This is a genomic window from Bradyrhizobium niftali (assembly GCF_004571025.1).
Lineage (GTDB): Bacteria > Pseudomonadota > Alphaproteobacteria > Rhizobiales > Xanthobacteraceae > Bradyrhizobium > Bradyrhizobium niftali.
This window is the reverse complement of the sequence record NZ_SPQT01000004.1, coordinates 45074-71785: the sequence shown is the minus strand read 5'-3', so window position 1 is coordinate 71785 and position 26712 is coordinate 45074. Positions and strand designations below refer to the sequence as shown.

Genomic DNA, 26712 nt, shown 5'->3' with positions numbered 1-26712 from the left:
GGAATGGAACCGACACCGTCGCGCTGCGGTTAATAGCAGAGTGAAGGAGTTGCGCCATGAGTAAGGCCCATCACAAGGCAGTCGACCATCCCCCAATCATCACCGTAGGCGAGCTCATCGACGAACTTTGCCGCTTGCCCGATACGGCCGTCGTCCACTTCCACTGCCCCATGCTCGAGCAGGAGCTGACATTCTACCGCCTTCGAAAGCGGTCAAAGGATGTCGTCGAAATTGCAGTCAATGCATATCCGGAGAGCCCGCCGGTCGTTCCGACAGCCAACGGCGCGTTTCACCCGCGCAGGCACGCAACTGCCTCGCCCTCCGTTCGTGAGGGCGCGCTTCTTCACAAGGCCAGAGGTTGAGTTAGGCGTTGCGGTCTATGCCGCCTTCAGCCCGCGCAGCAGCAGCGCGAGCGTCGCATCGACGCGGGCGGGCAGATCGGCATCCTTCCACTCGTCGGCATGGGCCGGATGGTGGAAGCGGACGGTGGCATCGAAGATGGCGCGGGCGGTAGCCTTGACGTCGCCCACCTCGAACACGCCCTGCTTCACGCCGTCGGTCAGGATCGATGAGATCTGATCGATCATGGTGTCCTTGTGGCACTTGACGGCCGCGCAGGCCTCGCGCGCCAGGGTCAGATAGGTCTCGAACATCTCGGGGTCGTCGAGCACGCGCGAACGCTTGGCGGCGAACAGCGTGCGCAGCCAGCGGTCGAGCCTGTCAGGCGCCGGCCCCTGCTCCTTGGCAATCGCCAGGAGCGGCGCGTCGATCCGGTCAAGCCAGCGTTTGGCAACGGCCTCGCGTAGCGAGGCCTTGCTCGGGAAATGGCGATAGACGCTGCCGTGGCTCACATCGAGCGCACGGGCAACGTCGACCACGGTGGCTTTGGCAAGTCCGTAGCGCCTGAGCACGTCCTCGGTAACTTCGAGGATCCGCTCCGGCGTCAAGACAACGGCTTCATTCATGCCAGCACCATGTTCCCGTTGAGGGCTCAGTTACCCGGCGATGGAGCTGCTTCCGAAGCGCCCGTGCCGGTCGTTTCGGAAAGCTCTCGCCTCAATGAGGCAGTTTTGCAGCTTGCGCCGCGATCTGGCGCGCCACCAGTAAATTGAGCCAATGCCCAATCGTCCCGGTCAAATTGATGATTTCGGTCGTCATTGTCGTAAGTCTCCATTCGTCCACGGTCCCCTCTCTTCAATTTCGTCCCTCGATCCGCATTTGTTTCGGACGTCGGGGCTTCCGGGGGTGGCCGCGGGATGCCCAATCGGAGCATCCGAGAACGGATATACACGTCCCGCTGACAGATTTCAATATCTGTCAGTCAATGATCCGTGATTGACAGCTCCCTTTTGACCCGCTGGCCCGGCGGGCGGGTCCAGCGGTCATCCCCCGTTACCTTGCCTCCATTGTTTGTTTCGCCCTCCCCGCTCTGCTAAATCACGGCGTAAAAAGCATTTTGGCCGGTCGCCGCCCCCTGGGGCCGCCGCCCACCTTCCTGGAGCAGTCTGATGATCCCCCGCTATACCCGCCCGGAAATGGCCTCGATCTGGGAGCCGCAGACCCGGTTCAAGATCTGGTTCGAGATCGAGGCGCACGCGGCGGACGCCCTGGCCGAGCTCGGGACGATCCCGAAACAGGCCGCCAAGACGGTCTGGGACAAAGCCCGTAACGCCACCTTCGACGTCGCCCGCATCGACGAGATTGAGCGCGAGACCAAGCACGACGTCATCGCCTTCCTCACCCACCTCGCCGAGATCGTCGGCCCCGAGGCGCGCTTCGTGCACCAGGGCATGACCTCCTCCGACGTGCTCGACACCTGCCTCAACGTCCAGCTCACCCGCGCCGCCGACCTGCTGCTCGCCGACCTCGACAAGGTGCTGGCGGCGCTGAAGAAGCGCGCCTTCGAGCACAAGATGACGCCGACCATCGGCCGCAGCCACGGCATCCATGCCGAGCCGGTGACCTTCGGCCTCAAGCTCGCCTATGCCTATGCCGAATTCTCGCGCGCCAAGGAGCGCCTGATCGCGGCGCGGAAGGAAGTCGCGACCTGCGCGATCTCCGGCGCCGTCGGTACCTTCGCGCAGATCGATCCGCGCGTCGAAGAGCACGTTGCAAAAGCCATGGGCCTCGTGCCCGAGCCGATCTCGACCCAGGTGATCCCGCGCGACCGCCACGCGATGTATTTCTCGACCCTTGGCGTGATTGCCTCCTCGGTCGAGCGCATCGCGGTCGAGATCCGCCACATGCAGCGCACCGAGGTGCTGGAGGCCGAAGAGTTCTTCTCCGAGGGACAGAAGGGCTCTTCCGCCATGCCGCACAAGCGCAACCCGGTGCTGTCCGAAAACCTCACCGGCCTCTCCCGCATGGTGCGCGCCTATGTGACGCCGGCACTGGAGAACGTGGTGCTCTGGCACGAGCGCGACATCTCGCACTCCTCCGCCGAGCGGATGATGGGGCCTGACGCGACCGTCACGCTCGACTTCGCGCTGGTGCGCCTTGCCGGCCTGATCGACAAGCTGCTGGTGTATCCCGCCAACATGCAGAAGAATCTCGATCGCCTCGGCGGCCTCGTGCACTCCCAGCGCGTGCTGCTGGCGCTGACGCAGAAGGGCGCGAGCCGCGAGGACGCCTACAAGCTCGTGCAGCGCAACGCCATGCCGGTCTGGCGCGGCGAAGGCGACTTCCTCCAGCTCCTGAAGAAGGACACTGAAGTGAAGAAGTATCTCACCGACGCCGAGATCGAGGAGCAGTTCGACCTCGGCTATCACCTCAAGCACGTCGACACGATCTTCAAGCGCGTGTTCGGCGAGAGCTGAGCGTCACGTCCGTAGCCCGGGTGAGCGCAGCGATACCCGGGAATCCTTTCACAAGATCCCGGATGTCGCTTCGCTCATCCGGGCTACAGCAAGAACAAGAACGGATCCCCTCATGCCCATCGTCAACCGCATCGCCGCACTCTCCGACGAAATGGCCGCCTGGCGCCATGACTTCCACGAGAACCCGGAATTGCTCTACGAAGTCCACCGCACCGCCGGCATCGTCGCCGACAAGCTGCGCGAGTTCGGTTGCGACGAGGTGGTGACGGGCATCGGCCGCACCGGCGTGGTCGGTGTGATCCGCGGCCGCAAATCCGCTTCGGGCAAGACGATTGGCCTGCGCGCCGACATGGACGCGCTGCCGATCATGGAAACCTCGGGCGTGCCTTACGCCTCCAAGGTCCCCGGCAAGATGCACGCCTGCGGCCATGACGGTCACACCGCGATGCTGCTGGGCGCGGCAAAATATCTCGCCGAGACGCGCAATTTCGACGGCACCGCGATCGTGATCTTCCAGCCCGCCGAGGAAGGCGGCGGCGGCGGCAAGGCGATGGTCGAGGACGGCTTGATGACGCGCTGGAACATCCAGGAAGTCTACGGCATGCACAACATGCCGAACCTGCCCGAAGGCCATTTCGCGACCACCCCCGGCGCGATGCTCGCCTCCTCCGACAACATCCAGATCACGGTCTACGGCAAGGGGGGCCACGCCGGCGCGGGTCCGCACAAATCGGTCGACAGCGTGCTGATCGGCTCGCAGATCGTCAATGCGCTGCAATCGATCGTGGCGCGCAACGTCGATCCGCTCAAATCCGCGGTCATCTCGATCACGCAATTCCACTCCGGCACCGCCTTCAACATCATCCCGGAGGTTGCCGAACTCGGCGGCACCGTGCGTACGCTCGACCCCGAGGTGCGCGATCTCGTCGAGCGCCGCATCGGCGAGGTCGCCGAGAGCGTCGCCCGCGCCTATGGCGGCTCGGCGGAGACGAAATACACGCGGATGTATCCGGTGACGATGAACCATGCGCGCGAGGCTGGCCTTGCCGCCGACGTCGCCCGCGACATCGTCGGCGCCGACCGCGTCAACGACAAGTTCATTCCGATGATGGGCGCCGAGGACTTCTCCTTCATGCTGGAGGCGCGTCCCGGCGCGATGATCCTGGTCGGCATGGGCGACGGCAACGAATGTCACCACCCGTCCTATGTCTTCAACGACAACATCCTCGGCCACGGCGCCTCGTTCTGGGTGCGCCTGATCGAGACGAGGATGGCGGCGGGTTGAGACTGTATTCGCTGCACGTGTAGCCCGGGTGAGCGCAGCGACACCCGGGAACGCGAATACCGATCCTCTTGACGTGTCCCGGATGTCTCTTTCGCTCATCCGGGCTACATTCCCGCAGAGGATCAGGCTACGCGGAGCCCGTCATCGAGCCGCAGAGCGTCGACCACTTACCTCATCCGCCTCCAGCAGGCGAGGTGCGGTCTCGTCTAACGCAAGAGGCAGGGTGAACTGAAAGAAGGCGCCCCGAGGTTCGTTTGCGCCGGCCCACATCCGCCCGCCATGCGCCTCGATGATCGAGCGGCAGATGGCGAGGCCCATCCCCATGCCCGTGGGCTTGGTGGTGTAGAAGGCTTCGAACAGGCGCTCCACGTTCTTCGGATCCAGCCCTGGACCGGAATCCCGCAAGGTGACGTGGACGCCGTCCGATCCATGCCGACCGGTGCTGATCAGCAACTCGCGTCCCCCCTCGCCGACCGCGGCCATCGCCTCGATCGCGTTGACGATCAGGTTGAGCACGACTTGCTGAAGTTGAACCCGATCTGCCTGAACCGGCGGCAAGCCATCGGCAAATTGCGTCCGCACCGACACGCCGTTCTTGAACGCTTCGCTGCGTGTCAGCGCGATGACCTCAAGCACCGCCTGGTTGATCTCCAGAGTCTCCTTTTGCGGGGGCGCGTTCCTGATCAGCGCCCGGATCCGGCCGATGATGTCACCGGCTCGCATGCCGTCCTTTGTGATCCAGTCGAGCGTCTGTCGAACCCGCTCCAGATTTGGCGGTTGAGCCTCCAGCCAATTCAGCCCGGCCTCGGCGTTCGCGACTATCGCGGCGATCGGCTGGTTGACTTCGTGGGCGATCGAAGCGGTTAGTTGCCCCATCGTGGTGACGCGATTGGCGTGCGCGAGCTCCATCAGGGCTTCACGGTAGCGCCGCTCGTGTTCGCGGCCTTCGGCTTCCGCCCGCTTGAGAGGCGTCAGATCGAGGACAAAGCCGACGCCGTTGTCCGCATCTTCTCCAAACATGGTCCCGCCGATCAGCACCGGCACACGGCTTCCGTCCTTCCGCACGTACTCCTTCTCGAATGGCTGGGCCGTCCCGACCCGCTTCAGTTCCGCCACGGTTTGCACGTCACGGGCGCGCCATTCCGGCGGCGTGAGGTCGGTCCGATGCAGGCGCCCTGCGTTGAGATCTTCCCGGTCGTATCCCACGATGCGCAGGAATGCATCGTTGGCCTCGAGAATGCGCCCCTCGACTTCCCAGATGATGATGCCGATGATGTTGGCATCGAACAGGCGCCTGATCTTGATATCCCGTGCTGCAAGATCACTCTGGAGCTGGATATTCTCCTCGATCGCCTTTCTCCGGCGTTTCGTTTCGAGCCGCGCGAGCGCCAGCGCCGCGCCGGCCAGCGCGATGACGAGGACAACGGCGCCAGCGATCAGCCATGTCCAGCGTTGCTCGAATGCTTCGGCGCGCGCCTCCCGGTCGGCGAGCCGAAAGCGCTCGTGATCCACCATCTGGTCGATTTGCGAGCGGATCTCGTCCATGCTGCGGATCATTGCCAGCGCGGCCAGCCCGGACGTGCCGGCCGTCTTCAGCAGCTCGTCGATCTCGCGCAGCGTGGCTGTAACGGTCAACGCCAGATGGCCGGCCCGAAGGCCCTGCAACGGATCGTCCGCGACCAATATCTGCAGCGCCTGAGCCTCCCGCCGTACACTTTCGTCAGAGACGCCGTAAGCCTTGAGATAGGCCGGGTCGAGGGTCATGAGATACCCGCGCCTTTCAGTCTCCAGTTCCGCGACGATCGCCCGCAGCCGATCGAGCGTTTCGAGGACCTGGCGGCTATGTTCGATGAAGTGATGAACTGCTTGCCGCTCCTGCCAATATTGCAGGCCGAGGAAGCTGGTCGCCGCAAACAGGGTCACAAGCACTGCGACCGCAAGGATCAGCGGACGAGCAAACCATCGCAGAGGCAGGGCCCGAACAGGAACGGACATTGGCCGTGGGTCTTCGATGCTCGTGTGACCGCGCGTGTTCTGGTGCCGACGCCAGAGCATGACAGGACAATAGCACGGATAGGGAGGTCGGGAACCCGACATTCATCGGATACGCCAGGCGGGAGGGCCGTGATGTCGCAGGGCTGCGGCCCCGAGCGTGTGCTATGGATGAATGCCCTTGGTTGATTCAAGGAGCATCATCATGGCACAGGGTGAAAACTCATTGAGCCATCCGGCGAGCCGGCGCAGTTTCATCAAGGGACTGGGGGCGGCTGGCGCGGGCCTGACCGCGCTGCCGCGCTGGAGCTTTGCCGAGGAGCCCGCTGCGGCTCACGCCAACGCCGCGATCGACTGGAAGCAATTTGCGGGACAGACGATCGCGCTTTCGGGCGCGATCCATCCGTGGTCGAACGCGATCACGCCGCTGTTGCCGGAGTTCACCATACTCACCGGCATCAACGTCACCATCGATTTCCAACTGGAAACCACCTACCTCGGCGCGCTGCCGATCAGGCTCGCTCGCGGCAGTAGCACGCCCGACGTCTTCATGTTCACGACCTATGGCCAGGGCATCTCGAACGGATGGGTGGAGCCACTGAACGGCTACTATTCCCAGAGGTCGCTGACCGACCCCGCCTGGTATGACGAGAGCGACCTGCTCAGGACGGCCCGAGCCTTCCCGCTGTGGTCGGACGGCGAACGGTACGCCGTCCCGATTACCTCGGAGGCGATGACCCTGTTCATCAACAGCGATGCGCTGGCAGCCAAGGACCTGCCGATTCCGCAGACTTTCGAGGAGCTGCTTGTCACCGCCAAGGCGGTCAAGACCAACGGGATGTCGGGGATCGCGATGCGGGCCCAGGCCAGCGGCAATTCCTCCCCACCGGCCATGGGCTTCCTGTTCTCCTACGGTGGGGCCATGGTCGAGCACAACAGGGTCGCTTTCGCGAGCCCGGAGGGGATCGCGGCCGTCGAGATGTACGGACAGCTGCTCGGCCAGGCCGGGCCTGCCGGCGTCGGCAGCTACGAATGGTACCACGTGCTGGACGACTTCCTGCAGGGGCGGACGGCCATGGCGATCGACAGCAGCAACTTCGCGACCGACATCTCCAATCCCGCGAAAAGCCGTGTCGCCAAGCAGGCCGGATTTGCAACCTTTCCGCATCTCGCCGGTCGCGGACCCGTCCCCTTCATGTCGCACTGGCAGGCGTGCATCAATTCCAGATCTCGAAACAAGCGGGCGGCTTTCCTGTTCCTGCTCTGGGCGACGAGCAAGGCGACCTCGCTGCGCACTGCTGCAGCGGGGCTGGCGACGACACGCGTGTCGGCCTGGTCGAGCGAGGGCTTCAAGAAGGCGTTCGGCCCGCAGGCCGCCGAGGCGGCGCTGACAAACTTGCAGAATGCCGACGTCGACCGCGCCAAGGCAATCCTTTTCCATCCGCGTTCGAGACTGATCCTGGACGCCTTCATGATCGGCGTGAATGAAGTGGTCAACGGGGCGAGGCCGGCGAAGGAAGCGATGACTGGCGCGGCCGAAAGGGCCAATGCGGCGATCCGCGGGTAGCGGGCATGCGTTGTCCAATTGGAAAAGTTGGGGCCGTGCGCGGCCCCATTGGGCTTCTCCTTCATGCTGGAGGCGCGTCCCGGCGCTATGATCCTGGTTGGCACGGGCGACGGCAACGAATGTCACCACCCGGCCTACGTCTTCAACGACAATATTTTAGGCCACGGCCCGTCGTGCTGGGGGCGGCTGGTCGAGACAAGGATGCCGGCGGGTTAGACTCACATTCGCTGTTGCTGCCCGGACGAGCGTAGCGACGCGCTGCGACTTTGGCGCCGCAGACTCCGATTCTTTCCGGTCCTGATCGCGCTTCTTGAATCCTCGCGCCTTCAGTTGCAGACTTCGACCATGCTGGTGCCGCCGCCGCTCGTCATGCCCGCATTCCTGTTGCCCCATCCTTCGAGCCGACAACCCTGCCGGACCGGCCGGCACCCCGTACTGTTGCAAAAGATCTGGCCGGTAGCCTGCGGCTTGGACGGCACGGACTCGCTTTTCTTGCGCTCATCATCGCGCTGTCTGGAGTCCTCGCGCGTCGCAACCGGCTTCTTCTCCTGCACCTTCTCGCACTCGTTGTCGTCGCCGACGCGATAGCCGGCGCGGCAGGTGATCTTCACGCATTGATCGCCGTCGGCCTTGAAGCCGAAATTGCACACGAGCGGGCAGACGCGCCCCGGCTTCGTCTTCAGTGCATCGAGCGCGTCAAGGCTCGCCAGCTTCACGTCAAACTTGGTGCCGGCATATTTGTTGAAGAGCGTCAGCGAACGCTGCGCGGCCGAAGTCCACTCGCCCTCCGCAGCCGAGGTCAGGCAGCCGACACGGCGCAATTCGCTCTGCACTGATTTCGCCAGATCGGCCGCCGCTGCGGTCGATGTCGGCGCGGGTGCGAGCGCTGCAACTTTCTGGCTTTCGGCGTCGGGCAACATCTGCCGGTCGGCCGTCTGCTTCGTCGCCCCGGCGGCTGCCTCTTTCTCCGCCGCCTGCTTGGCGGCCAGCTCAGCCTTGGCCTTCTCCACCGCCTGCTTCTCCGCAAGCGCCTTTGCAGCGGCGGCCTCGGCCGCCTTGCGCTGCTGCTCGGCAGCATCCGCCCTGGCCTGCTCGATCGCTTTCGCCTTCTCCGCCGCGATCCTGGCCTCTTCCGCCGCCTTGGCCGCGGCGGCCGCCTTCTCCTGCTCGGCCTTCTGGGCGCGCTCGGCGATGAGTCTTACCTTCTCCTGCTCGGCCGACTTCGCCTTTTGTTCGGCCGTCGCGCGTGTTTCTTCAGCGGCGATCTTGTTCAATTGCCCCTTGGCCAGATTGGCATAGAAGCCGTCGGGATATTGCCCCAGAAATGCTTCCCAGCCGTCGCGTGTGCCGAGTTGCAGCGCGAGCTCATAATCCCTGCGAATGGCATCCTGCGGATTCGCCTGCGGACCTGTGGCAGCGGGCTTGGCCGCAACCAGCGGGACATCGTCACCGCCGAGCGAACCGTAGACATACGGCTCCTGCTTGTAGCCGGTGGTCTTGAGCACGTCGTCGCGCACGAAGCCAAAGGCCTTGCGCAGATCGAGGCCGGGCTTTGGCAGATGATCGGCCAAGGCGGTTGCGAACGGGCTATTCCTCGCGTCACCGTCTGATGCCGTCGAACCGGCTTTGGCCGCGAACGCAATCATCGTATTCGGGCTGGTCGGCTCAACCTTGGCAAGCCCGCGGCCGATAGCACGGGAGGCCACCGTCCGCTTCATGCTCTTGGCGAACGGGTTGTCGCGGCACGCATCCAGGATAACGAGCCGAAGCTGCTTGGCTGTCTCGATCGTCACCAGCACGCGATCGAGCGGCAGCGCCTCGTCATAGACGTCGGTATCGGTCTCAAGCGTAGCATCGGTCGGGATGAGATAGTTTGCGCCGTCCACCTCCATGCCATGACCGGCGTAGTAGACCACGGCAACATCTGCGTCGCGCGTCTTGTTGCCAAATTCACGTAGCGCCTTGCGCATCTCGGACGCGCTGAGGTCCTGCCTGACATCGATCGTGTCGAAGCCGGCTCTCCTCAGTACGCCGCCGATCAGGCTGGCGTCGCTCACGGGGTTTGCCAGCTTCGGCACGTTCTTGTAGGCGGAATTGCCGATGACAAGCGCGACCCGCTTCTCGGCTTGAGCCGGTCCGCAGGTGAGCCATATCGCAATAATCAACAAACCAAACAGTCGGAGCGGAATCACTCGCAGTCCCCCCGGATGCAATTCCATGACAATATTCGCAGCATGGCCGAATGCAAACGTCCCGAGCGTGACGTGCGTCACACAAAGGTTTCGAAAGCGGAGTCATGGATAATGCCCGAGCGTGTCTCGCCCCGAGGGTGATGCTGTTTCGCACCTATTCGTGCACCACCTCGTGGCGCATCACGAACGGTGCAAGCAGCGCGTGCACCTCCTGTTCAACGAGCGCGCGCTGATCCTCCGACAGGCCGGTAAGCGTCACGGCGGCGATCGAGCCGTGGCTGCCGTGGGCGCCGACCTTGACCTTGCAGTCGATGCCGCGCGCGGCGAGCGGCGCCAGTACCTTGGTGAACACGCGCTGCGCGGCATCCCAGCGCAGCTGCGGCTTGAACACCTTCCCGACGCCCGTGACCGGCATCGGGTCGATCGGGATGACCTGCACCGGTACCGCAGCACGCTCCGGCGTGCGCTCGCGCACCCACGTCTCCAATTCGCCCGGCTCGACGGTCGCGCCCGGCTTCAACTGCACGTAGCCCACGGGCAGTTCGCCCGCATAGGCGTCGGGCTGGCCGACCACCGCCGCGAACCCGACGGCCGGATGGCGGAACATGATCTCCTCGATCGGCGCCGGATCGATGTTGTGGCCGCCGCGGATGACGAGATCCTTGGCGCGGCCGGTGATCCAGAGGTAGCCGTCGGCGTCCAGCCGGCCGAGATCGCCGGAATTGACCCAGACCCCGTCAACGAAGGCGCCCTTGTTGTGATCATCGTTGAGATAGCCGCCGAACACGCCGGGCCCGGCCATGATGACGACGCCGATCTCGTCCGGCGCGCAGTCGCGGATCAGGCGGCCGTCGGCATCGAGTTGCACTATGCGCACGCGCGCATAAGGCATGGGCAGGCCGACCGAGCCGAGCCGGATCGGCCGCGACGGATAGGCCAGCGTGTGCACGCTCGATGTCTCGGTCATGCCGTAGACCTCGACCACCGGCAGCTTCAGCTTCTCCTGGATCGCCGAGCCGACCGCGACCGGAATCGCCGAGCCGCCGCCGGCGGCATATTTCAGGCTGGAGATGTCGGCATTATCAGGCGGCACCGCCAACGTCGCGGCCAGCACCGTCGGCACGCTCGACAGCGCCTCGGGCTTGAAGCGCTCGACCAGCCCCCAGATGTTCTTCACCGCATTCGGATTGCGCCACCCGCTCGGCGACAGCACGACCAGCGAGCCGCCACTCGACAGCGTCAGCAGCACCTGCGTCAGCGATCCACCGACGTGAAACAGCGGCATGCCGAACAGCATGTTGGCGCCCGGCTTCGACTTCAGCAGCAGATTGAGCGCCCAGGCCTGATAGACTTGGTTGGCGTGAGTATGCCGCACCAGCTTCGGCGTGCCGGTGGTGCCGCCGGTGTGGAAATAGGCGGCGATATCGCTGCCGAGAATCGTGCGTCCGCTGACGAGGCGATCGGCCGGCTGCTGCTTGATGAGATCGTTGAAGGCAAAGATTCCCTTGGCGGGGTCGCCGCCACCGAACACCTGCACGATCGCCTTGAGATGCTTGAGCTGCGGGCGGATCTGCTCGACCTTCTGCCAGATGTCGGTGCCGGGCATCGGCCCGAGCGCCACCAGGATCTTCGTGTTCGCGGCCTCCAGGATTTCCGCGATCTGGTGCGGCTCGAGCAACGGATTGACGGGATTGGCGATGCCGGCGGCTTCCGCGCCGAACAGCGTCACGAAGGCGTCGGGCACCAGCGGCAGCATGAAGCTGATGACGTCGCCCTTCTCCGCGCCGAGCGCGTGAAACATGTTGGCGGCCTGCGTGACGCGGCCGATGAAGTCGCGGTACGTGACCACGACCGGCGTGTCCGCCGGATCGGCGTTTTGCAGGAACTGGATCGCGGCCCCGTCGGGATTGCGCGCCGCGCCGAGCCTGATGGCGTCATAGGTGCTCTCGGCCGCGACGCGATCGGTGTAAGGAACCTGCTCGAAGGCCCGGACCTCTGCGTCCGTCGCCAGGTCCGGATAGTCGTTGCCGATCAGCCGATCGAGCGCGTGGATGCCCGCCATGGAATTCCGTCCTCCCTCAGATGCACTTCCCCGCCCCCTGTCTTTTGACATTTTGGTTCGGCGAGGTCTCGGCCGATGGCCGGTCGAGCGCGGACAGAATGATGGATGATTGAGCGTTCGTCCATGGCCGAACGGCTACGGCCCTAGCAGCGTATTCGAGACCATTGAACCTCCGCGCCCGATCCGGGGACCAAGAACTGGCATCGGACTCGCCTGCCAGCGTCCTGCCGCAAGACTCGAGGAAATCATGACCACGCCCCCGCGGGACTGCGTCACCCGGCTGATTGTCGCGCTCGCCGTGACTTCGGCCATCATGACTTCAGCGATCGTCCTGCCTCGCGCGGCGCTCGCCGAGGACAGCCAGTTCGACAAGATGCGTGCCAGGATCGCCGCCTTCGTCGCCGACAAGATGGAGAAGCTGGGCGGCTCGCGCATCGTCTACAAGGTGGACAGCGATGGCCTGCGCGAGAGCGTCGTCACGGATTTGCGCGACGATGTCTACAAGACCTTGCGCGAGGGCAAGATTGCCTTCGCCGGTCTTGCGATCCGCGACGCCGGCGTCGAACTGAAGATCGCGGATGCCAAGGGCCGCGAAGAGTTGAAGCGCAAACTCGCCTCGGCCGCGGAGGGATTGCCATCGCATGCGCTCACGGTGACCGACGGTGGCGACGGACTGATCAGGCTCGCGGCGACCGATGCCGCATCCGCGGCACGGCTGCGCGATCTCGTCGAAGATTCCATCGCCATGATCGAGCAGCGCCTCAAGGACGCCGGCATCAACCTCGCCAGCGTCCAGCCTGATGGCACGGATCGCATCCGCATTTTCATCCCGGGCATGATGGAGCCCGGGCGCGTGACCGCGGTCTTCGCCAGGAAGGTCAAGGTCGGCTTCCGCCTGATCGACGTCTCGATGCCGGCGGAGCAGGCACAATCCGGCACGCCGCCCACGGGCACCGAAGTCCTGCCCGGCTTCAAGGACGGGCGGCATTACCTGGTCGCCAAGGACAGCGCGCTCGACGGCGACGACATCAGCTATGCCGGCCCGGGATTTGCCAGCGGCACGAAGGACCCGATCGCCTCGTTCCGCTTCAACGGCCGCGGCACGCGGCGCTTCGCCCACATCACCGCAGAGAACGTCGGAAGACCCTTCGCCATCGTGCTCGACGACAAAGTGATCTCCGCCCCGGTGATCCGCGAGCCCATCACCGGAGGCTCCGGCCAGATCTCCGGCAATTTCACCCTGGAGGAAGCCAATAGCGTCGCGATGCTGCTGCGCGCCGGTTCGCTGCCGGGGCACCTCGACCTCGTCGAGCAGCAGGTCGTGCAGCCCGCCGCCAAGCCATAAGGCTGGTCGCCCTGCGCCCCCGCCCCACCGGGGCGCCACGGTCCACGGCGCCGAAGCCCGGCGCCCCCGGGGGGCCCCGAATCACGGGCGCGCCACGGCCACGCGCACACCAACGGGCAATTGCCGAAACGCCCGATCAGGCTAAAATTTGCCTCTTGCGACCTGGCGGCCGAAGGCTTCATTTCAAGCGGTCGTCATTCGATTTCGGCTATACGTGTCGAGCATACCGACCAGGACTGAAGGCCTTACGCGGGGTTAGTACATGCCGTCCGGCAGCGCAGACATTTCCTCGATCCTCGACCGCATTCTCGATGCGGCGACGGACAATCTCAGGATCGCGAAGATCCTGGTCCAGATGGGCCTCGATCCCAACAACGTCACCTACGACGCGATCTTCAACCGGATGCTGGAGATCTTTGTCCAAAACATCACGCTGGCCAATCTGTTCGCCGCGGTCGGCGCCGGGTTCTTCGTCGCCACCCTCCTGATGCGGACCATGGTGCCCCTGCGCGTCGCCAACATGGTCGGCTGTGCGTTCTTCGCCGTGTTCGGCGCGCTCTCGGCCAACGTCTCGACCTTCCTGCTCTATCTGCTACTGCTTCCGATCAACGCCCTGCGCCTGCGGCAGATGCTCAAGCTGGTCAAGAAGGCGCGCCATGCGGCCGAAGGCGACATGTCGATCGAGTGGCTCAAGCCGTTCATGACCGAGCGCAAATATCGCAGTGGCGATACGCTCTTCAAACTGGGCGATCCCGCCAAGGAGATGCTCCTCACGGTCACCGGCAAGTTCCTGGTCAAGGAGATCAATGTCGAGATCGGGCCCGGAGCTCTCATGGGAGAGCTCGGCTTCCTCACACCGGACAACCGGCGCACCGGAACGATCGAATGCATCGAAGACGGACAGGTGCTGACGATCACCTATGACCGCTTGCTCGAGATCTATTTTCAGGATCCGCAGTTCGGCTATTACTTCCTGGTGCTGACCAGCCAGCGCCTGCTGCAGAACATCGATCGCTTGCAGAAGCAGCTGGCGAACGAGCGGGCGGCCACCACGAACCGGATCGCGTGAACCGGGCAGCCGCTCAGCTCAGCAGCAGCGCCATTCCCGGATCGCCCTTCTCCATCGCGCGCCGGTAGGCCGCCCGCGCGCCGATGCGGCCGAGATAGTTCACCACGTTCGGGCAGCGCGACAGATCGTAGGGCTGGAAGTAGCGCATCGTGGTGAGCGAGAAGCCCATCATGATGTCGGCGGTGGTGAAGCTGTCGCCCGCCAGATATTCGGCGTCGCGAACCCGCGCATCGACCAGGTCGAAGGCGCGGTCGGTCCGCCCTCTGCTCGCGACCAGCATCGGATTGTCCTCGGCGAGCTTGAGCCGGTTCAGGATCATCAGCCGGCCCATGCCGGCCTGCAGCGTGCCGTTGGCGAAGTGAAACCAGTACAGGAACTGCGCGAAATCAGGATGATCTGGGCGGAGCGCGAGGCGTCCATTGCCGTATTTGGCCATGATGTAATCGACGATGGCGCCGGACTCGGCGAGCACGAAGTCGCCGTCGGTGATCACGGGTGCTGTCCCGATCGGATGCAGCGCCTTATAGTCGGGCGGCGCCAGCATGGTAACGGGATCGCGGGCGTAGCGCTTCAGCTCGTAGGGGATTTCGAGCTCCTCGCACAGCCAGACGATGCGCTCGGATTGCGACTTGCCGAGATGATGGACGGTGAGCATGGCGCCTCCTTGCGATCGCAATTTGGATCAGTCGCGGTGCTGTATCATACCCCGTCATTGCGAGCGCAGCGAAGCAATCCAGACTGCCACCGCGGAAAGATTCTGGATTGCTTCGCTGCGCTCGCAATGACGATGTGGAGAGTGCATGCCCCGCACTTTCCTCTCGTGCCCCGGACGCAGCGCAGCGTCACTTCGACGGTGCGCTGCGTCCGGGGCCCATGCGGCCGAGAGCAAGCCACGCGACGTGGGTCCCGGCTCTGCGCAGCAACGCTAAGAGGCGTTGCAGCGCGTCCGGGACACGAGACCGCCCCCTACCCCGCCTTGTCCGCCACCATCCGCGCCACCACGCGGTCGCGGCGGATGAAGTGGTGCCAGAGGGCGGCGACGACGTGAACCGCGATCAGGGCGAGCAGCACATAGGCAAAGAGGATGTGGCGGTCCTCATAGGCGCGCGCGGCTTCGCGGTCGGGAGAGGTGAATTGCGGCACGTGAAACAGGCCGAAGAAGTCCGAATAATCAGGTGCGTGCGCGCCGGAATGCGCCCAGCCGAGCATGATGACGACAATGACGGCAAGATAAAGCGCGCCATGGCTGATGCGGGCGGCGAGCTTCTGCCAGGGCCGGCTGTCGGCCGGCAGCGCCGGCGTCGGGTTGAAAGCGCGCCAGACCAGACGCAGCACGGTGAGCAGCAGGATCATGTAACCGATATCGGCATGGATCGAGCGGTAGAAGAAGCGGTCGGGCCGCGCCGGGATGTGATTCATCCACCAGCCGAAGCCGATCATGCCGAGGATCGCCAGCGCCAGGATCCAGTGCAGCCACCGGGCAACGCTGCCCCAGCCGTTACTGGTGTTTCTGATCATGTCGGCTCCCCGGAATTTTGCGGAGATGTCCCCGCCCGCAGCGCAGCATGGCTGCTGATAGCGGGAACATGCGGCAGTCGCGAAATTGAATCGTTCCAAATTGGCCCCAGGCGCCCCCGCCGCAAAACCGCCCCAAAAACCGAATGGTAACCATGACGCCTTAAGGTAACGACGTGACAGACTCCCCGACGATCCTGGTGTTCGATTCCGGCCTTGGTGGGCTCACGGTGCTCCGTGAGGTCGTGGCCGCGCGGGCGGACGCGCATTACGTCTATGTCGCCGACGATGCCTTCTTCCCCTACGGCCACCACAGCGAGGACGAGATCATCGCCCGCGTCGTGCCGCTGATGGGCGAACTGATCGGCACGCATGATCCTGACCTCGTCGTCATCGCCTGCAACACGGCGTCCACCCTGGTCCTATCTCACTTGCGCACCGCTTATTCCGTACCCTTCGTCGGCACGGTGCCGGCGATCAAGCCGGCCTGTGCCCAGTCGAAGAGCCGCCGCGTCTCGGTGCTCGGCACCAAGGGCACCGTGAAGCGCGAATACACCAAGGCGCTGATCCGCGACTTCGCGCAGGGGTGCGAGGTGACGCTGGTCGGCTCGCCCGAGCTCGCCTCGCTCGCCGAACGCGCGCTCGGCGGCCATCCGATCAGCGACGGCGACATCCTCGCCGAGCTCACACCCTGCTTTGTCGGCGATGCCGCGGACGCAGGCGCGCGCACCGACACGGTGGTGCTGGCCTGCACGCATTATCCGCTCCTGCTCGACCGGCTGACCAGGCTCGCGCCCTGGCCGGTCGACTGGATCGACCCGGCACCGGCCATCGCCCGCCGCGTCTCGGATCTGCTCGCCCCGGCTATCGGCGGCATCGCGCAGTCCGGCGCCGAGATGATCTTCACCTCGAACCGCGTGCATGGCCTTTCGGCCACGCTGACGCCGTTCTTCGGCGGCCGCGTGCTGGCCTGACTTTTCGGGGCCACGGAGCGCTGCTAGGCTCGCCGTCGTCATCTCCGCGCAGGTTTCCCAAGGTCATCCCAAGGTCATCGCATGTCGGTCCCGACCACGCCGCTCAACCGTCTCCGCCAATTGTGGCGCGAGGGCCGCCCCGCCTTCGGTGCGATTGCGACGATTCCGAGCGTGCAGACCGTGCAGATCATGGCGCGCTCGCTCGACTGGATCGTCGTCGACCTCGAGCACGGGCCGATCGGCCTCACCGAAGCGCATGCGATGATCGCCGCCACGACCGGCACGCCGTGCACGCCGCTGGTGCGGATCGCGGCGAACGAACCGTGGCTTGCGAAAGCGCCGATGGACATCGGCGCCTTCGGCATCAATTTTCCGATGATCACGAACCGCGCGGAGGCGGAGAAAGCGGTGCGCAGCGTCCGCTATCCGCCGCGCGGCGATCGGCTCTGGGGGCCCTTCCACGCGCCATTCCGCTGGGGCCAGTCGATGCCGGACTACATGGCCGGCGCCGACGACGAGATGATCTGCATGATCACCATCGAGCATGTCGACGCCGTCAACCGCATCGACGAGATCATGGCCACGCCAGGCATCGACGTCGCGGTGATCGGCCCCGGCGATCTCGCCACCTCCATCAACAAGCGCGGCCAGATGGACGATCCGGAGCTGCTCGAGCTGGTCGCGCGCGCCGAGGCCGGCATCCTCAAAAGCGGCGTGCCGATCGGCGGCGTCGCTCGCACCGCCGACCAAGCCAACGCCCTGGTCGATCGTGGCTACCGCGCCATCGCGCTCGGCTTCGACTGGTCGCTGTTCCAGCGCGGCATCATGGCGGCGTTCGAGGGCATCAGGCGCTGAACAGGCCGATGACCACCTTGCCGGGAACGGCGGCGCTGCTAGGGTCGGCCGTTCCAGGGAGGAAAAACCATGCTCAAAAAGACTTTGCTTGCTCTGGCCTTCACCGGCCTCGCCGTCGCTGCTTTCGCCCAGCAGACCGGCATCAAGCGCACTCCGCTCCAGAAGGTCGAATTTCCGGACGGCTACAACACCATCACCGCCATCGCGGAAGTGCCGGCGGGCGGCGCGGCCGGACGCCATACCCATCCCGGGATCGAAACCGGCTATGTGCTCGAAGGCGAACTCAATCTCCTGATCGACGGGCAGCCGGAAAAAACCCTGAAAGCCGGTGATTCCTACCAGATCCCGGCAGGCGTCGTGCATGACGCCAAAGCCCATGGCGATAAGGCCATGAAAGTGCTTGGAGTTTACGTCGTCGACAAGACCAAGCCGCTGGCCTCGCCGGCGCCCTGATGCGGCGAACCGACCGGGCCCAACCGGGTTAGTTCGTGCTAGAGCAGGCGGCGATCGGGAATCCGCTCGCTGCTCATATTTTAATCTGTGGGAACCGAAAGACCGATGCGCGGGACGCCCAAGACCATTTCGCTGCCGCGCCGCCTGATTTGTGACCTCATGCGCGCCTCGATGGGCGTGCCCTTCGTCTCGCTGTCCCGTTCGCTCAATATCCGGCCCCTGCTGGAGGCCCGCTCAGGCGCGATGGCGCCCGCCGGCTGGGCGGCGATCTTCGTCAAGGCCTTCGCCCTGGTGGCCAGGGACGAGCCGGTTCTGCGCACCGTCTATGCCAAATGGCCCTGGCCGATGCTCTACGAGCTGCCGAAGAGCGTTGCGCTGGTGGCCATCGCGCGGGTCGAGGACGGCGAGGAATGCGTGCTGCCGCAGCGAATCGCAGCCCCGGAGGCCCTTCCACTGGCCACAGTCGATGCCGAGATCCGGCGCGGCAAGACGGCGCCGATCGACGACGTCCCGATGTTCCGCAAGATCATGCGGGCAACCCGCCTGCCGCTGCCGCTGCGGCGGCTGTCCTGGGCCATCGGGCTGAATTTTGGCCGGCAGCGGGGCAATTGGTTCGGCAGCTTCGCGGTGAGCTCGGTGGCCGCCTATGGCGGCGGCGAGCTGCACCCCGTCACGCCCGGCCCGTTCATCGTCAGCTATGGGGTGGTCGAGCCCGACCAGACCATCCATGTCGTGATCCGCTGGGACCACCGGGTCACCGACGCCGCCCCCATCGCCCGGGTCCTGACCCGGCTGGAACAGGTCCTGAACACTGAAATCGCTGCCGAATTGCGGGCAGCTGGCCCCAAGCCGATCCGGGCGGTGGGCACGTGACCGCGTAGCGGTCATCCCGGGGCGGTGCGCAGCACCGAACCCGGGATCTCGAGGTTCCGGGTTCGCTCTGCGAGCGCCCCGGAACGACCGTCCCCCACATTGACAGCGAACCCCAAACTCCCCTAAAAGCCGCCTGCTCGCGGGCCGATTTCGGCCCGCGAAGCGTTTCGCGACCCGTGGTCCTGTTCCTTAAAGCTTTGGGGATCGGACCTGTCGGTGCCGGGCTTTGGCCTGTCACACAGGAGGGCGCGTTTCCTCAAACCATGCAACCGAAGAGGACGCGATGACTAAGCGCAGTGAGGCGAAGTACAAGATCGATCGCCGTATGGGCCAGAACATCTGGGGCCGCCCGAAGAGCCCCGTGAACCGCCGCGAATACGGCCCCGGCCAGCACGGCCAGCGCCGCAAGGGCAAGCTCTCCGACTTCGGCGTGCAGCTGCGCGCCAAGCAGAAGCTGAAGGGCTACTACGCCAACATTTCCGAGCGCCAGTTCCACGGCATCTATGTCGAGGCGAGCCGCCTCAAGGGTGACACCGGCGAGAACCTGATCGGCCTCTTGGAGCGTCGTCTCGACGCGGTCGTGTACCGCGCCAAGTTCGTCTCGACGATCTTCGCCGCGCGCCAGTTCATCAACCACGGCCACATCAAGGTGAACGGCCGCAAGGTCAACATCTCGAGCTACCAGCTCAAGGTCGGCGACGTGATCGAGGTCAAGGAAGCCTCCAAGCAGCTCGCCCACGTCCTCGAAGCCAGCCAGCTCCCCGAGCGCGACACGCCCGACTATCTCGAGGTCGACCACGGCAAGATGACCGCCAAGTACATCCGCATCCCCGGCCTCTCCGACGTGCCGTTCCCGGTGCAGATGGAGCCGCATCTGGTCGTCGAATTCTATTCGCGCTGATAGTTTCGGCACACCAACGTTCAAAGGCCCCGGTTCGCCGGGGCCTTTTTGTTTGAGCCGGCCATTCCCATGTCTCAGGCCATCTGTGCTATGACTGCACATCGCGGAGTTGAGCATGACTCGTCTTCTGGAAGAGGCCTTCAGCAAGGTTTCCGGTCTGCCCGATTCAGAGCAGGACGAACTGGCGCGGACCCTGCTTGCGCTTGCCGGGGTCGATCAGCCACCAATCCAGCTGACGGCGGCTGAAGAAGCAGATCTCGCCGAGGCCGAAGCCGAAATCGCCCGCGGCGAGCTGGCCAGCGCCGACGAAGTCCGCGCGATGTGGGCCAAGCACGGGCTGTGAAGGTCCGTTATACGAAGCGGGCGCTCGCCCAAATCGACCAAGTTCTGACCTACATCGAGGCGCGCTCGCCCCAAGGCGCAGGCCACATGCGCGACCGCATTGTCGCTCTCATAGAATTGCTGGAGACCTACCCCCACGCAGGGCGAACGACTACGCGTGCATACGTCCGTCGCTTGCTGGTCAACCCTCATCCCTATCTGATCGATTATCGTGTGACCGAGACAGAAATCGTTATTATGCGGTTTCGTCACGCCGCCCGGCGTCCACCCAGAGCTCGCTGACCGCGAGCGAGTGCCATTCCCCTCAGGGAGCAAGTTGATGCTCTACACCCCTCCCCCGATCGATCCCAAGGCGCCGCCGGTGCGCATCAATCTGCTGTCGGACACGCAGACCAAGCCGACGGCTGCGATGCGCGAGGCGATGGCGCGCGCCGAGGTCGGCGACGAGCAGGTCGGCGACGACCCGACCGTGAACGCGCTGTGCGAGCGCGTTGCGGATCTGCTCGGCAAGGAAGCCGCCGTCTACATGCCCTCGGGCACGATGTGCAACGTCACCGCGACGCTGGTGCATTGCCGCCCCGGCGACGAGATCCTCGCCCATGAGACCGCGCACATCATCGCCCGCGAAGGCGGCGCGCATGCCGCGATCGGCGGCTTCCAGGTCATGCAGCTGAAGGGTGCCGACGGCCAGTTCACGCCGGAGACGTTCCGCAAGGCGCTGCACCCGCGCACGCGCTACCAGCCGCCGCAGACCGTCGTCAGCGTCGAGCAGACCGCCAATATCGGCGGCGGCACGATCTGGAAGAAGGCCGCGCTCGACGAGATCGTCGCGATCGCCAGGCAACATGGTCTTGTCACCCACATGGACGGCGCGCGCCTGCTCAATGCCACGGTGGCGAGCGGCATCTCTCCACGCGACATGACGGCGGGGTGGGATTCGGCCTGGATCGATTTCTCGAAGGGTCTGGGTGCGCCAATCGGCGGCGTGCTCGCGGGCTCGCGCGCCTTCATCGACGCGGTCTGGCAGTGGAAGCAGCGCCTCGGCGGCTCGATGCGGCAGGCCGGAATCTGCGCCGCCGCCTGCATCTACGCGCTCGACCACCACGTCGACCGCCTCGCCGACGACCACGCCAATGCGCGCGCGCTCGCCCGCGGATTGTCGCAGATCGCAGGCGTCGAGGTGCAGGAGCCCGAGACCAATCTCGTGTTCTTCAAGCCCGATGGCGCCGGAATCGCCGGCGACAAGATGGTCGCCGCGCTCCGTCAGCGCGGCGTGACGCTTGCGATGATGGACGGCCGCATCCGCGCCTGCACCCATCTCGACGTCAATGCGAGCCAGATCGAGGAGACGATCGGGTACGTGCGCGAGATCGTGCGCGGGGCGTAGGTCCCGTAGCCCGGGTGAGCGCAGCGATACCCAGGAATCCACGAAAGCGGCGCAACGCCCGCGATCAGCGCCCCATCGCCTGATAGATCAGCGTCTTCAGCGCCAGTTGGATCCGGCCGCGCTGCGACGGGGTCTGCACCATGAAGATCCCGAACAGATCGTCTTCGGGGTCGATGAAGAAGAATGTGCCGCCGACGCCGTCCCAGCGATATTCGCCTGTAGGCCAGGACGTGCCTGATGGCACCGAGGTGCGCACGGCAAAACCGAGGCCAAAGCCGGAGTTCCCGCCCGGATAATAATTGTGATCGCGCGCGATCTTCGTCTCCGGTCCGACATGATCCGACGCCATCAGCGCAATGGTCTCGGGCTTGAGATAACGCCGGCCCTCATAGGTGCCGCCGTTGAGCAGCATCTGCGCGAACCGGGCGTAGTCGCCGATGGTGCCGACCATGCCGGCGCCGCCGGATTCCCATGTTATGGGCAGCCTGACATCGCGGACCTGCGTCGTCGGATTGATGTTGCGGTCCTCCGGCATCGGCTCGGCAATGCGGGGAAACTTGGCGGGATCGGCGACGAAGAATGCCGTCTCGGTCATGCCGAGCGGATCGAGCAGCCGCTCCCTCTCGAATTGGAGCAGAGTCTTTCCCGAAATCACCTCGATCACGCGGCCGAGCACGTCGGTGGAAAAGCCGTAATCCCACACCGTGCCGGGCTGCTCGACCAGCGGCAGCGTGGCGATCTTCGCGGCGAAGTCGGCATTGCCGAGATTACTGTGGAAGAGATTGGCCTCGGCGTAGAGCTCGCGCACCGCGCCGCCGCCGTAATAGCCGTAGGGCAACCCCGAAGTGTGGCGCAGCAGGTCCTTGATCGTGACCGGACGATCGAGCGGCTCCAGCACCAGCGCGACCTTGCCGTCCTCGGCCTTCTTTTCGACGCCGACCTTCATACCGGCAAAGGCCGGAATGTATTTTGAAACGGGATCGTCGAGCGCGAGCTTGCCCTCCTCGACCAGCATCATCGCCATCACGGAGGTGACCGGCTTCGACATCGAATAGAGGCGGAAGATCGTGTCCGCGCTCATCGAAATCCCGGTCGCGACGTCGCGGACACCGAAATTCTCGTAATAGACCGGTTTGCCGTGCTGCTGGAGCAGCAGGATCGCGCCGGGTATCTTGCCGGTCGCGACCTCGTTCCTGATGTAGTCGGAGACTTTCGCCAGGCCTTCAGGCGAGAGACTGTGCGCGGGGCGCCCCTCGGAGCCTGCTCTCGCGCCGACGACACCGACCAGAACGACGAGCGCCGCGATCAGCGCGCGGCGCCCGCTCATGTCACTTCTCCATGGCTTCATAAACCAACTGCTTCAGTGTCCGCTGCACGCGCTGGCGCTCGGTCGGGGTCTGCTCCAGCAGCACGAAGAACATGTCCTGCTTGGGGTCGATCACGAAATAGCAGCCGGAGGCGCCGTCCCACTTCAATTCCCCGAGATCGCCGGGCGGCGGCGGCTTGGCATTGCCGGGGTCGGTGCGGACCGCAAGGCCGAGGCCGAAGCCAAAACCGTCGCCGGGGAAATAGAAATAGTCGCGACTGACCCCCGAGGTCGGGCCGACCTGATCGGTCACCATCAGCTTGAAGGTCTCGGGCTTGAGAATGGTCTTGCCGTCGAGGCTGCCGCCATTGAGCAGCATCTGCGCGAAGCGCTCATAGTCGGCCATGGTCGTGACCATGCCGCCGCTGGCGAACTGGATCTTCTTGACGACCGTCGGATCGTTGATCCGACCAACCCTGAAATCGCTGTCGTTCGGCACCGGCTGCGCCAGCAGTTTTTGCTTCTCGGGGGCCGTGACGAAGAAGCCGGTATCGACCATGCCGAGCGGATCGAGCAGCTTCTCCCGCATGATGTCTATCAGCGGCTTGCCCGCCGCGATCTCCATCACGCGCGCGAGGATGTCGGTGGAGTGGCCGTACTGCCACAGCGCGCCCGGCTGGTTGTGCAGCGGCAGTTTGGCGATGCGCTCGGCGAATTCGGCGAGGTCGAAATCGCCGGCATAGATGTTGGCCTCGCGATAAGCCTTACGCACCAGGCTGTCGCCATAGAAGCCATAGGTGATGCCGGAGGTGTGACGCATCAGGTCGAGCACCGTCATCGGCCGCGTCGGCGGCACCAGCTCGAGCGACTTGGTGCCGTCATCGGCCTTCTTCTCGACGCCGACCTTCACGTTGGCGAAGGACGGAATGTATTTCGAGACGGGATCGTCGAGCTTGATCTTGCCGTCCTCGATCAGCTGCACCGCGACGACGGAGGTGATCGCCTTGCTCATCGAGAACAGGCGGAAAATCGTCTTGTCCGTGATCGGCGCCTTGCTGGCGACGTCCTGCACGCCGAAGGCTTCGTGGTAGACCGACTTGCCGTGCTGCCGGATCAGCACGGTTGCGCCGGCGATCTTGCCGGTGGCGACCTCGTTCTTGAAGAACTCGGTGACCTTGGCGAGCTTGTCCTGATTGAAATGCGCGCCTGCGGGGATCTCGTAGGTGCCCTCTGCCCGTGCGAACGACATCGCCCCAAGCGACACCAGCGCGCCGCAGGCGAGCGCACGCAGTCCAGATTGTGAAATCATGTCCCCTCCCCGTAACATGGCCGGGCGGGAGTGTACTGACCGCGTCATCAGGCACAAGGGCTGCTGTGTCGCGCAAGCGCCTCGGCATGGAGCTTGGCGCTCGGCTCGGCAAAGCAGCAGAACACCACTCGCGCAACGGATGGCGCGACGGCGAGCCCTTCGATTGTCGTGCGCACGGCGATATCCGCCGCCCGGCCCGCGGGAAAGCGGAAAATGCCGGTCGAAATCGCGGGAAATGCCACCGAGGTCAGCTTGTGCTTCCCGCACAGCTCCATCGAACGGCGATAGCAGGAGGCGAGCAGATCGTCTTCGTCCAGCGTGCCGCCATTCCAGACCGGACCGACGGTATGGATCACGTACGCGGCCTTGAGCCGATAGCCCTTCGTGATCTTGGCGTCGCCCGTTTTGCAGCCGTGGAGCATCCGGCATTCGGCGACCAGATCGGGCCCGGCTGCCCGATGGATCGCGCCATCGACGCCGCCCCCGCCCAGGAGCGACGTGTTAGCGGCGTTGACGATGGCGTCAACGCTCAGTGTCGTGATGTCAGCAACGATGACCTCGAGCTCCGCGCCGCCAATCCGGCGCGACAGCGCGGTCACGCGTCAGGCCGCGACTGCGACGCCCTTCTCGGAGAGGAGCTGCTGCAATTCGCCAGCCTGGAACATCTCGCGGACGATGTCGCAGCCGCCGACGAATTCGCCCTTCACATAGAGCTGGGGAATGGTCGGCCAGTTGGAGAAGGTCTTGATGCCGTTGCGCAGTTCTGCGGATTCGAGGACGTTGAGGCCCTTATAGCCAACGCCGAGATGGTCGAGGATCTGCACGACCTGGCCGGAGAAACCGCACTGCGGAAATTGCGGCGTGCCCTTCATGAACAGAACCACGTCGTTCGACTTCACTTCGTTGGCGATGAATTCCTCGATGCTCATATCCATGTCCTTCTGGGGCGGAGCCCTCAACAATCACTCCGGGCCGGCTCAGCCGATTTAACCCGATACCTACCTATATATGTAGCCCAAACCGTTGTGCATCCAAAGTAAAATGGCGGCGAACACCCCCTCGGCGGCCGGTCCTGCCGGCACCGGCCCCATTGCATGATGACACGAATATCATCACCGGGGAGGACTTTCATACCGTAACGGAGCCCCTATCTAGGACGAACCTTGGTTTTGGAACCGGGCAACGCCAACAACGTTCTCTTGTCCTGTCTGGAGAAAAACGTGACGAAACCAGCCTCCGCCACGGCCGCCCCGCCAATTTCGTCACCGTCCTCCCACCCGGGCAATCTCGCCCAGCGGCTGGAGGATGGGTTTCTCGCCGTCCGCAACGAGACCGAGCGCCGGGCCGCGCCGCTGTCGCCGGAGGACCAGCAGATCCAGTCCATGCCGGATGCGAGCCCCGCGAAATGGCACCGGGCCCACACCACCTGGTTCTGGGAGCAGTTTTTGCTCGGCGAGCATTGCCCGGGCTACCGGCCCTTCCACCCCGATTTCGCGTTCCTGTTCAACTCCTACTATGTCAGCGCCGGCCCGCGTCATGCCCGGAATCACCGCGGCGACATCACCCGTCCCAGTGCGAACGAGGTCGGCGCCTATCGCAGATATGTCGATGCGGCGGTCGTAAAATTCTTCCGCGAGGCCGGCGAGGACAAGCTCCGTGCCATCGCGCCACTCGTCGAGGTCGGGCTCAATCACGAGCAGCAGCATCAGGAATTGATGTTCACCGACATCCTGCACGCCTTTGCGCAGAATCCGGTCTATCCGGCCTACGATGCGGACTGGCGCTTTCCATCCCCGACGCGCACCGGCGATGACTGGCTGATCCTCAACGAAGGCATCCACACCGTCGGCCACGTCGACGACAGCTTCCATTTCGACAACGAGAAGCCGCCCCACCGCGCCCTCGTCGGCCCGGTCAAGGTTGCGCGCAATCTCGTCACCAATGGCGAATGGCTTGCCTTCATGCGCGACGGTGGCTACGCGAACGCAACGCTGTGGCTGATGGACGGCTTTGCCACCGTCAGCAAGGAAGACTGGCAGGCGCCGGGACATTGGCGCGAGGTCGATGGCGCCTGGCAGGTGATGACGCTCGCCGGCCTCAAGCCGGTCGATCCCGACGCCCCCGTCTGCCATGTCAGCTATTACGAGGCCGATGCGTTCGCGCGCTGGGCCGGAAAGCATCTGCCGACCGAGATGGAATGGGAGGTCGCGGCACGCGCGGGCGCGCTCAACGATGCCTTCGGGATCGTCTGGCAGTGGACGCGATCTTCCTACTCGCCCTACCCGGGTTACCGCGCCATCGAAGGTGCCCTCGGCGAATACAACGGCAAGTTCATGGTCAACCAGCTGGTGCTGCGAGGCTCCTCGCTTGCAACCCCGGAGGGGCACAGCCGTATCACCTATCGTAACTTCTTCTATCCGCACCACCGCTGGCAATTCACGGGACTGCGGCTCGCCGATTACAGCTAGT

Annotated in this window: 25 protein-coding genes and 1 pseudogene; 16 read left to right on the top strand and 10 right to left on the bottom strand. The window is 64.6% G+C overall.

Annotated elements, in window-relative coordinates; all coding sequences use genetic code 11:
- Positions 1-56 precede the first annotated feature (56 nt).
- Complete coding sequence (locus E4K65_RS11005) at positions 57-362, top strand: hypothetical protein (protein WP_027548671.1); 306 nt, start codon at positions 57-59, stop codon at positions 360-362.
- Positions 363-377: 15 nt separating this feature from the next.
- Here E4K65_RS11005 and E4K65_RS11000 read toward each other — a convergent pair whose 3' ends face one another.
- Complete coding sequence (locus tag E4K65_RS11000; protein WP_167770720.1) at positions 378-965, bottom strand: TetR/AcrR family transcriptional regulator; 588 nt, start codon at positions 963-965, stop codon at positions 378-380.
- 543 nt (positions 966-1508) lie between these two features.
- Between E4K65_RS11000 and purB the strand changes: the two genes are divergently transcribed.
- Positions 1509-2816, top strand: coding sequence for an adenylosuccinate lyase (gene purB / locus E4K65_RS10995; protein WP_027548669.1), 1308 nt, complete (start codon positions 1509-1511; stop codon positions 2814-2816).
- 112 nt (positions 2817-2928) lie between these two features.
- Positions 2929-4101 (top strand): M20 aminoacylase family protein, encoded by a 1173-nt coding sequence (locus tag E4K65_RS10990; protein ID WP_135174179.1) that lies wholly within the window; start codon positions 2929-2931, stop codon positions 4099-4101.
- A 141-nt stretch (positions 4102-4242) separates the two neighbouring features.
- Here E4K65_RS10990 and E4K65_RS10985 read toward each other — a convergent pair whose 3' ends face one another.
- On the bottom strand, positions 4243-6096 hold the full coding sequence (locus E4K65_RS10985; RefSeq protein ID WP_167770719.1) for an ATP-binding protein: 1854 nt from the start codon (positions 6094-6096) through the stop codon (positions 4243-4245).
- Between the two features lie 202 nt (positions 6097-6298).
- Between E4K65_RS10985 and E4K65_RS10980 the strand changes: the two genes are divergently transcribed.
- Both E4K65_RS10980 and E4K65_RS48605 read left to right on the top strand, forming a co-directional pair.
- Positions 6299-7660: an ABC transporter substrate-binding protein gene (locus tag E4K65_RS10980; RefSeq protein ID WP_167770718.1), complete on the top strand. Its 1362-nt coding sequence runs from the start codon at positions 6299-6301 to the stop codon at positions 7658-7660.
- 51 nt (positions 7661-7711) lie between these two features.
- A pseudogene (locus E4K65_RS48605) lies at positions 7712-7876 on the top strand (amidohydrolase); the annotation flags it as partial.
- A 110-nt stretch (positions 7877-7986) separates the two neighbouring features.
- Here the strand turns inward: E4K65_RS48605 and E4K65_RS10970 are convergent.
- Both E4K65_RS10970 and E4K65_RS10965 read right to left on the bottom strand, forming a co-directional pair.
- Positions 7987-9879: a caspase family protein gene (locus tag E4K65_RS10970; protein WP_135174176.1), complete on the bottom strand. Its 1893-nt coding sequence runs from the start codon at positions 9877-9879 to the stop codon at positions 7987-7989.
- Positions 9880-10006: 127 nt separating this feature from the next.
- On the bottom strand, positions 10007-11914 hold the full coding sequence (locus E4K65_RS10965) for an acyl-CoA synthetase (protein ID WP_135174175.1): 1908 nt from the start codon (positions 11912-11914) through the stop codon (positions 10007-10009).
- Positions 11915-12161: 247 nt separating this feature from the next.
- On the opposite strand from E4K65_RS10965, the gene E4K65_RS10960 reads away from it, so the two are divergent.
- Both E4K65_RS10960 and E4K65_RS10955 read left to right on the top strand, forming a co-directional pair.
- A complete protein-coding gene (locus E4K65_RS10960; RefSeq protein ID WP_135174174.1) occupies positions 12162-13259 on the top strand; it encodes a SecDF P1 head subdomain-containing protein in 1098 nt (365 codons plus the stop codon).
- A 262-nt stretch (positions 13260-13521) separates the two neighbouring features.
- The gene (locus tag E4K65_RS10955) at positions 13522-14328 is read left to right on the top strand and encodes a Crp/Fnr family transcriptional regulator (protein ID WP_027548663.1); all 807 of its coding nucleotides are present in this window, start codon (positions 13522-13524) and stop codon (positions 14326-14328) included.
- Positions 14329-14341: 13 nt separating this feature from the next.
- On the opposite strand, the gene E4K65_RS10950 is transcribed toward E4K65_RS10955, so the two are convergent.
- Both E4K65_RS10950 and E4K65_RS10945 read right to left on the bottom strand, forming a co-directional pair.
- Entirely contained in the window at positions 14342-14983 is a 642-nt protein-coding gene (locus tag E4K65_RS10950) for a glutathione S-transferase family protein (protein WP_135174173.1), read from the bottom strand.
- A 311-nt stretch (positions 14984-15294) separates the two neighbouring features.
- Positions 15295-15846, bottom strand: a complete 552-nt coding sequence (locus tag E4K65_RS10945; protein ID WP_135174172.1) for a cytochrome b — start codon at positions 15844-15846, stop codon at positions 15295-15297.
- Positions 15847-16019: 173 nt separating this feature from the next.
- Between E4K65_RS10945 and murI the strand changes: the two genes are divergently transcribed.
- The 8 genes from murI (at position 16020) to E4K65_RS10905 (ending at position 21628) form a co-directional block, all read left to right on the top strand.
- Complete coding sequence (murI, locus tag E4K65_RS10940) at positions 16020-16817, top strand: glutamate racemase (RefSeq protein ID WP_135174171.1); 798 nt, start codon at positions 16020-16022, stop codon at positions 16815-16817.
- 81 nt (positions 16818-16898) lie between these two features.
- On the top strand, positions 16899-17672 hold the full coding sequence (locus E4K65_RS10935) for an HpcH/HpaI aldolase family protein (protein ID WP_135174170.1): 774 nt from the start codon (positions 16899-16901) through the stop codon (positions 17670-17672).
- Between the two features lie 69 nt (positions 17673-17741).
- Entirely contained in the window at positions 17742-18125 is a 384-nt protein-coding gene (locus E4K65_RS10930) for a cupin domain-containing protein (RefSeq protein ID WP_135174169.1), read from the top strand.
- 105 nt (positions 18126-18230) lie between these two features.
- Positions 18231-18998, top strand: coding sequence for an acyltransferase (locus E4K65_RS10925; RefSeq protein ID WP_135174168.1), 768 nt, complete (start codon positions 18231-18233; stop codon positions 18996-18998).
- A 283-nt stretch (positions 18999-19281) separates the two neighbouring features.
- Positions 19282-19899 (top strand): 30S ribosomal protein S4, encoded by a 618-nt coding sequence (gene rpsD / locus E4K65_RS10920; protein ID WP_027548656.1) that lies wholly within the window; start codon positions 19282-19284, stop codon positions 19897-19899.
- A 115-nt stretch (positions 19900-20014) separates the two neighbouring features.
- Positions 20015-20242: a hypothetical protein gene (locus E4K65_RS10915; RefSeq protein ID WP_135174167.1), complete on the top strand. Its 228-nt coding sequence runs from the start codon at positions 20015-20017 to the stop codon at positions 20240-20242.
- On the top strand, positions 20221-20523 hold the full coding sequence (locus E4K65_RS10910; protein WP_135174166.1) for a type II toxin-antitoxin system RelE/ParE family toxin: 303 nt from the start codon (positions 20221-20223) through the stop codon (positions 20521-20523). The genes E4K65_RS10915 and E4K65_RS10910 overlap by 22 nt, the downstream gene beginning before the upstream one ends.
- A 37-nt stretch (positions 20524-20560) precedes the next feature.
- Positions 20561-21628 carry a threonine aldolase family protein gene (locus tag E4K65_RS10905; protein ID WP_135174165.1) on the top strand — a complete coding sequence of 356 codons (1068 nt, stop codon included), beginning with the start codon at positions 20561-20563 and terminating at the stop codon, positions 21626-21628.
- A gap of 64 nt (positions 21629-21692) precedes the next feature.
- Here the strand turns inward: E4K65_RS10905 and E4K65_RS10900 are convergent, their stop codons facing one another.
- From E4K65_RS10900 to grxD, 4 genes are read right to left on the bottom strand one after another with little or no spacing between them, the layout of a single operon-like run.
- Entirely contained in the window at positions 21693-22955 is a 1263-nt protein-coding gene (locus tag E4K65_RS10900) for a serine hydrolase domain-containing protein (RefSeq protein ID WP_167770717.1), read from the bottom strand.
- Position 22956: 1 nt separating this feature from the next.
- On the bottom strand, positions 22957-24243 hold the full coding sequence (locus tag E4K65_RS10895; RefSeq protein ID WP_135174163.1) for a serine hydrolase domain-containing protein: 1287 nt from the start codon (positions 24241-24243) through the stop codon (positions 22957-22959).
- A 47-nt stretch (positions 24244-24290) separates the two neighbouring features.
- Positions 24291-24842 carry an O-acetyl-ADP-ribose deacetylase gene (locus tag E4K65_RS10890; RefSeq protein WP_135174162.1) on the bottom strand — a complete coding sequence of 184 codons (552 nt, stop codon included), beginning with the start codon at positions 24840-24842 and terminating at the stop codon, positions 24291-24293.
- Between the two features lie 3 nt (positions 24843-24845).
- Positions 24846-25172: a Grx4 family monothiol glutaredoxin gene (gene grxD, locus E4K65_RS10885; protein WP_027548651.1), complete on the bottom strand. Its 327-nt coding sequence runs from the start codon at positions 25170-25172 to the stop codon at positions 24846-24848.
- Positions 25173-25412: 240 nt separating this feature from the next.
- On the opposite strand from grxD, the gene egtB reads away from it, so the two are divergent.
- Positions 25413-26711: an ergothioneine biosynthesis protein EgtB gene (egtB, locus tag E4K65_RS10880; protein ID WP_167770746.1), complete on the top strand. Its 1299-nt coding sequence runs from the start codon at positions 25413-25415 to the stop codon at positions 26709-26711.
- Position 26712: the final 1 nt, after the last annotated feature.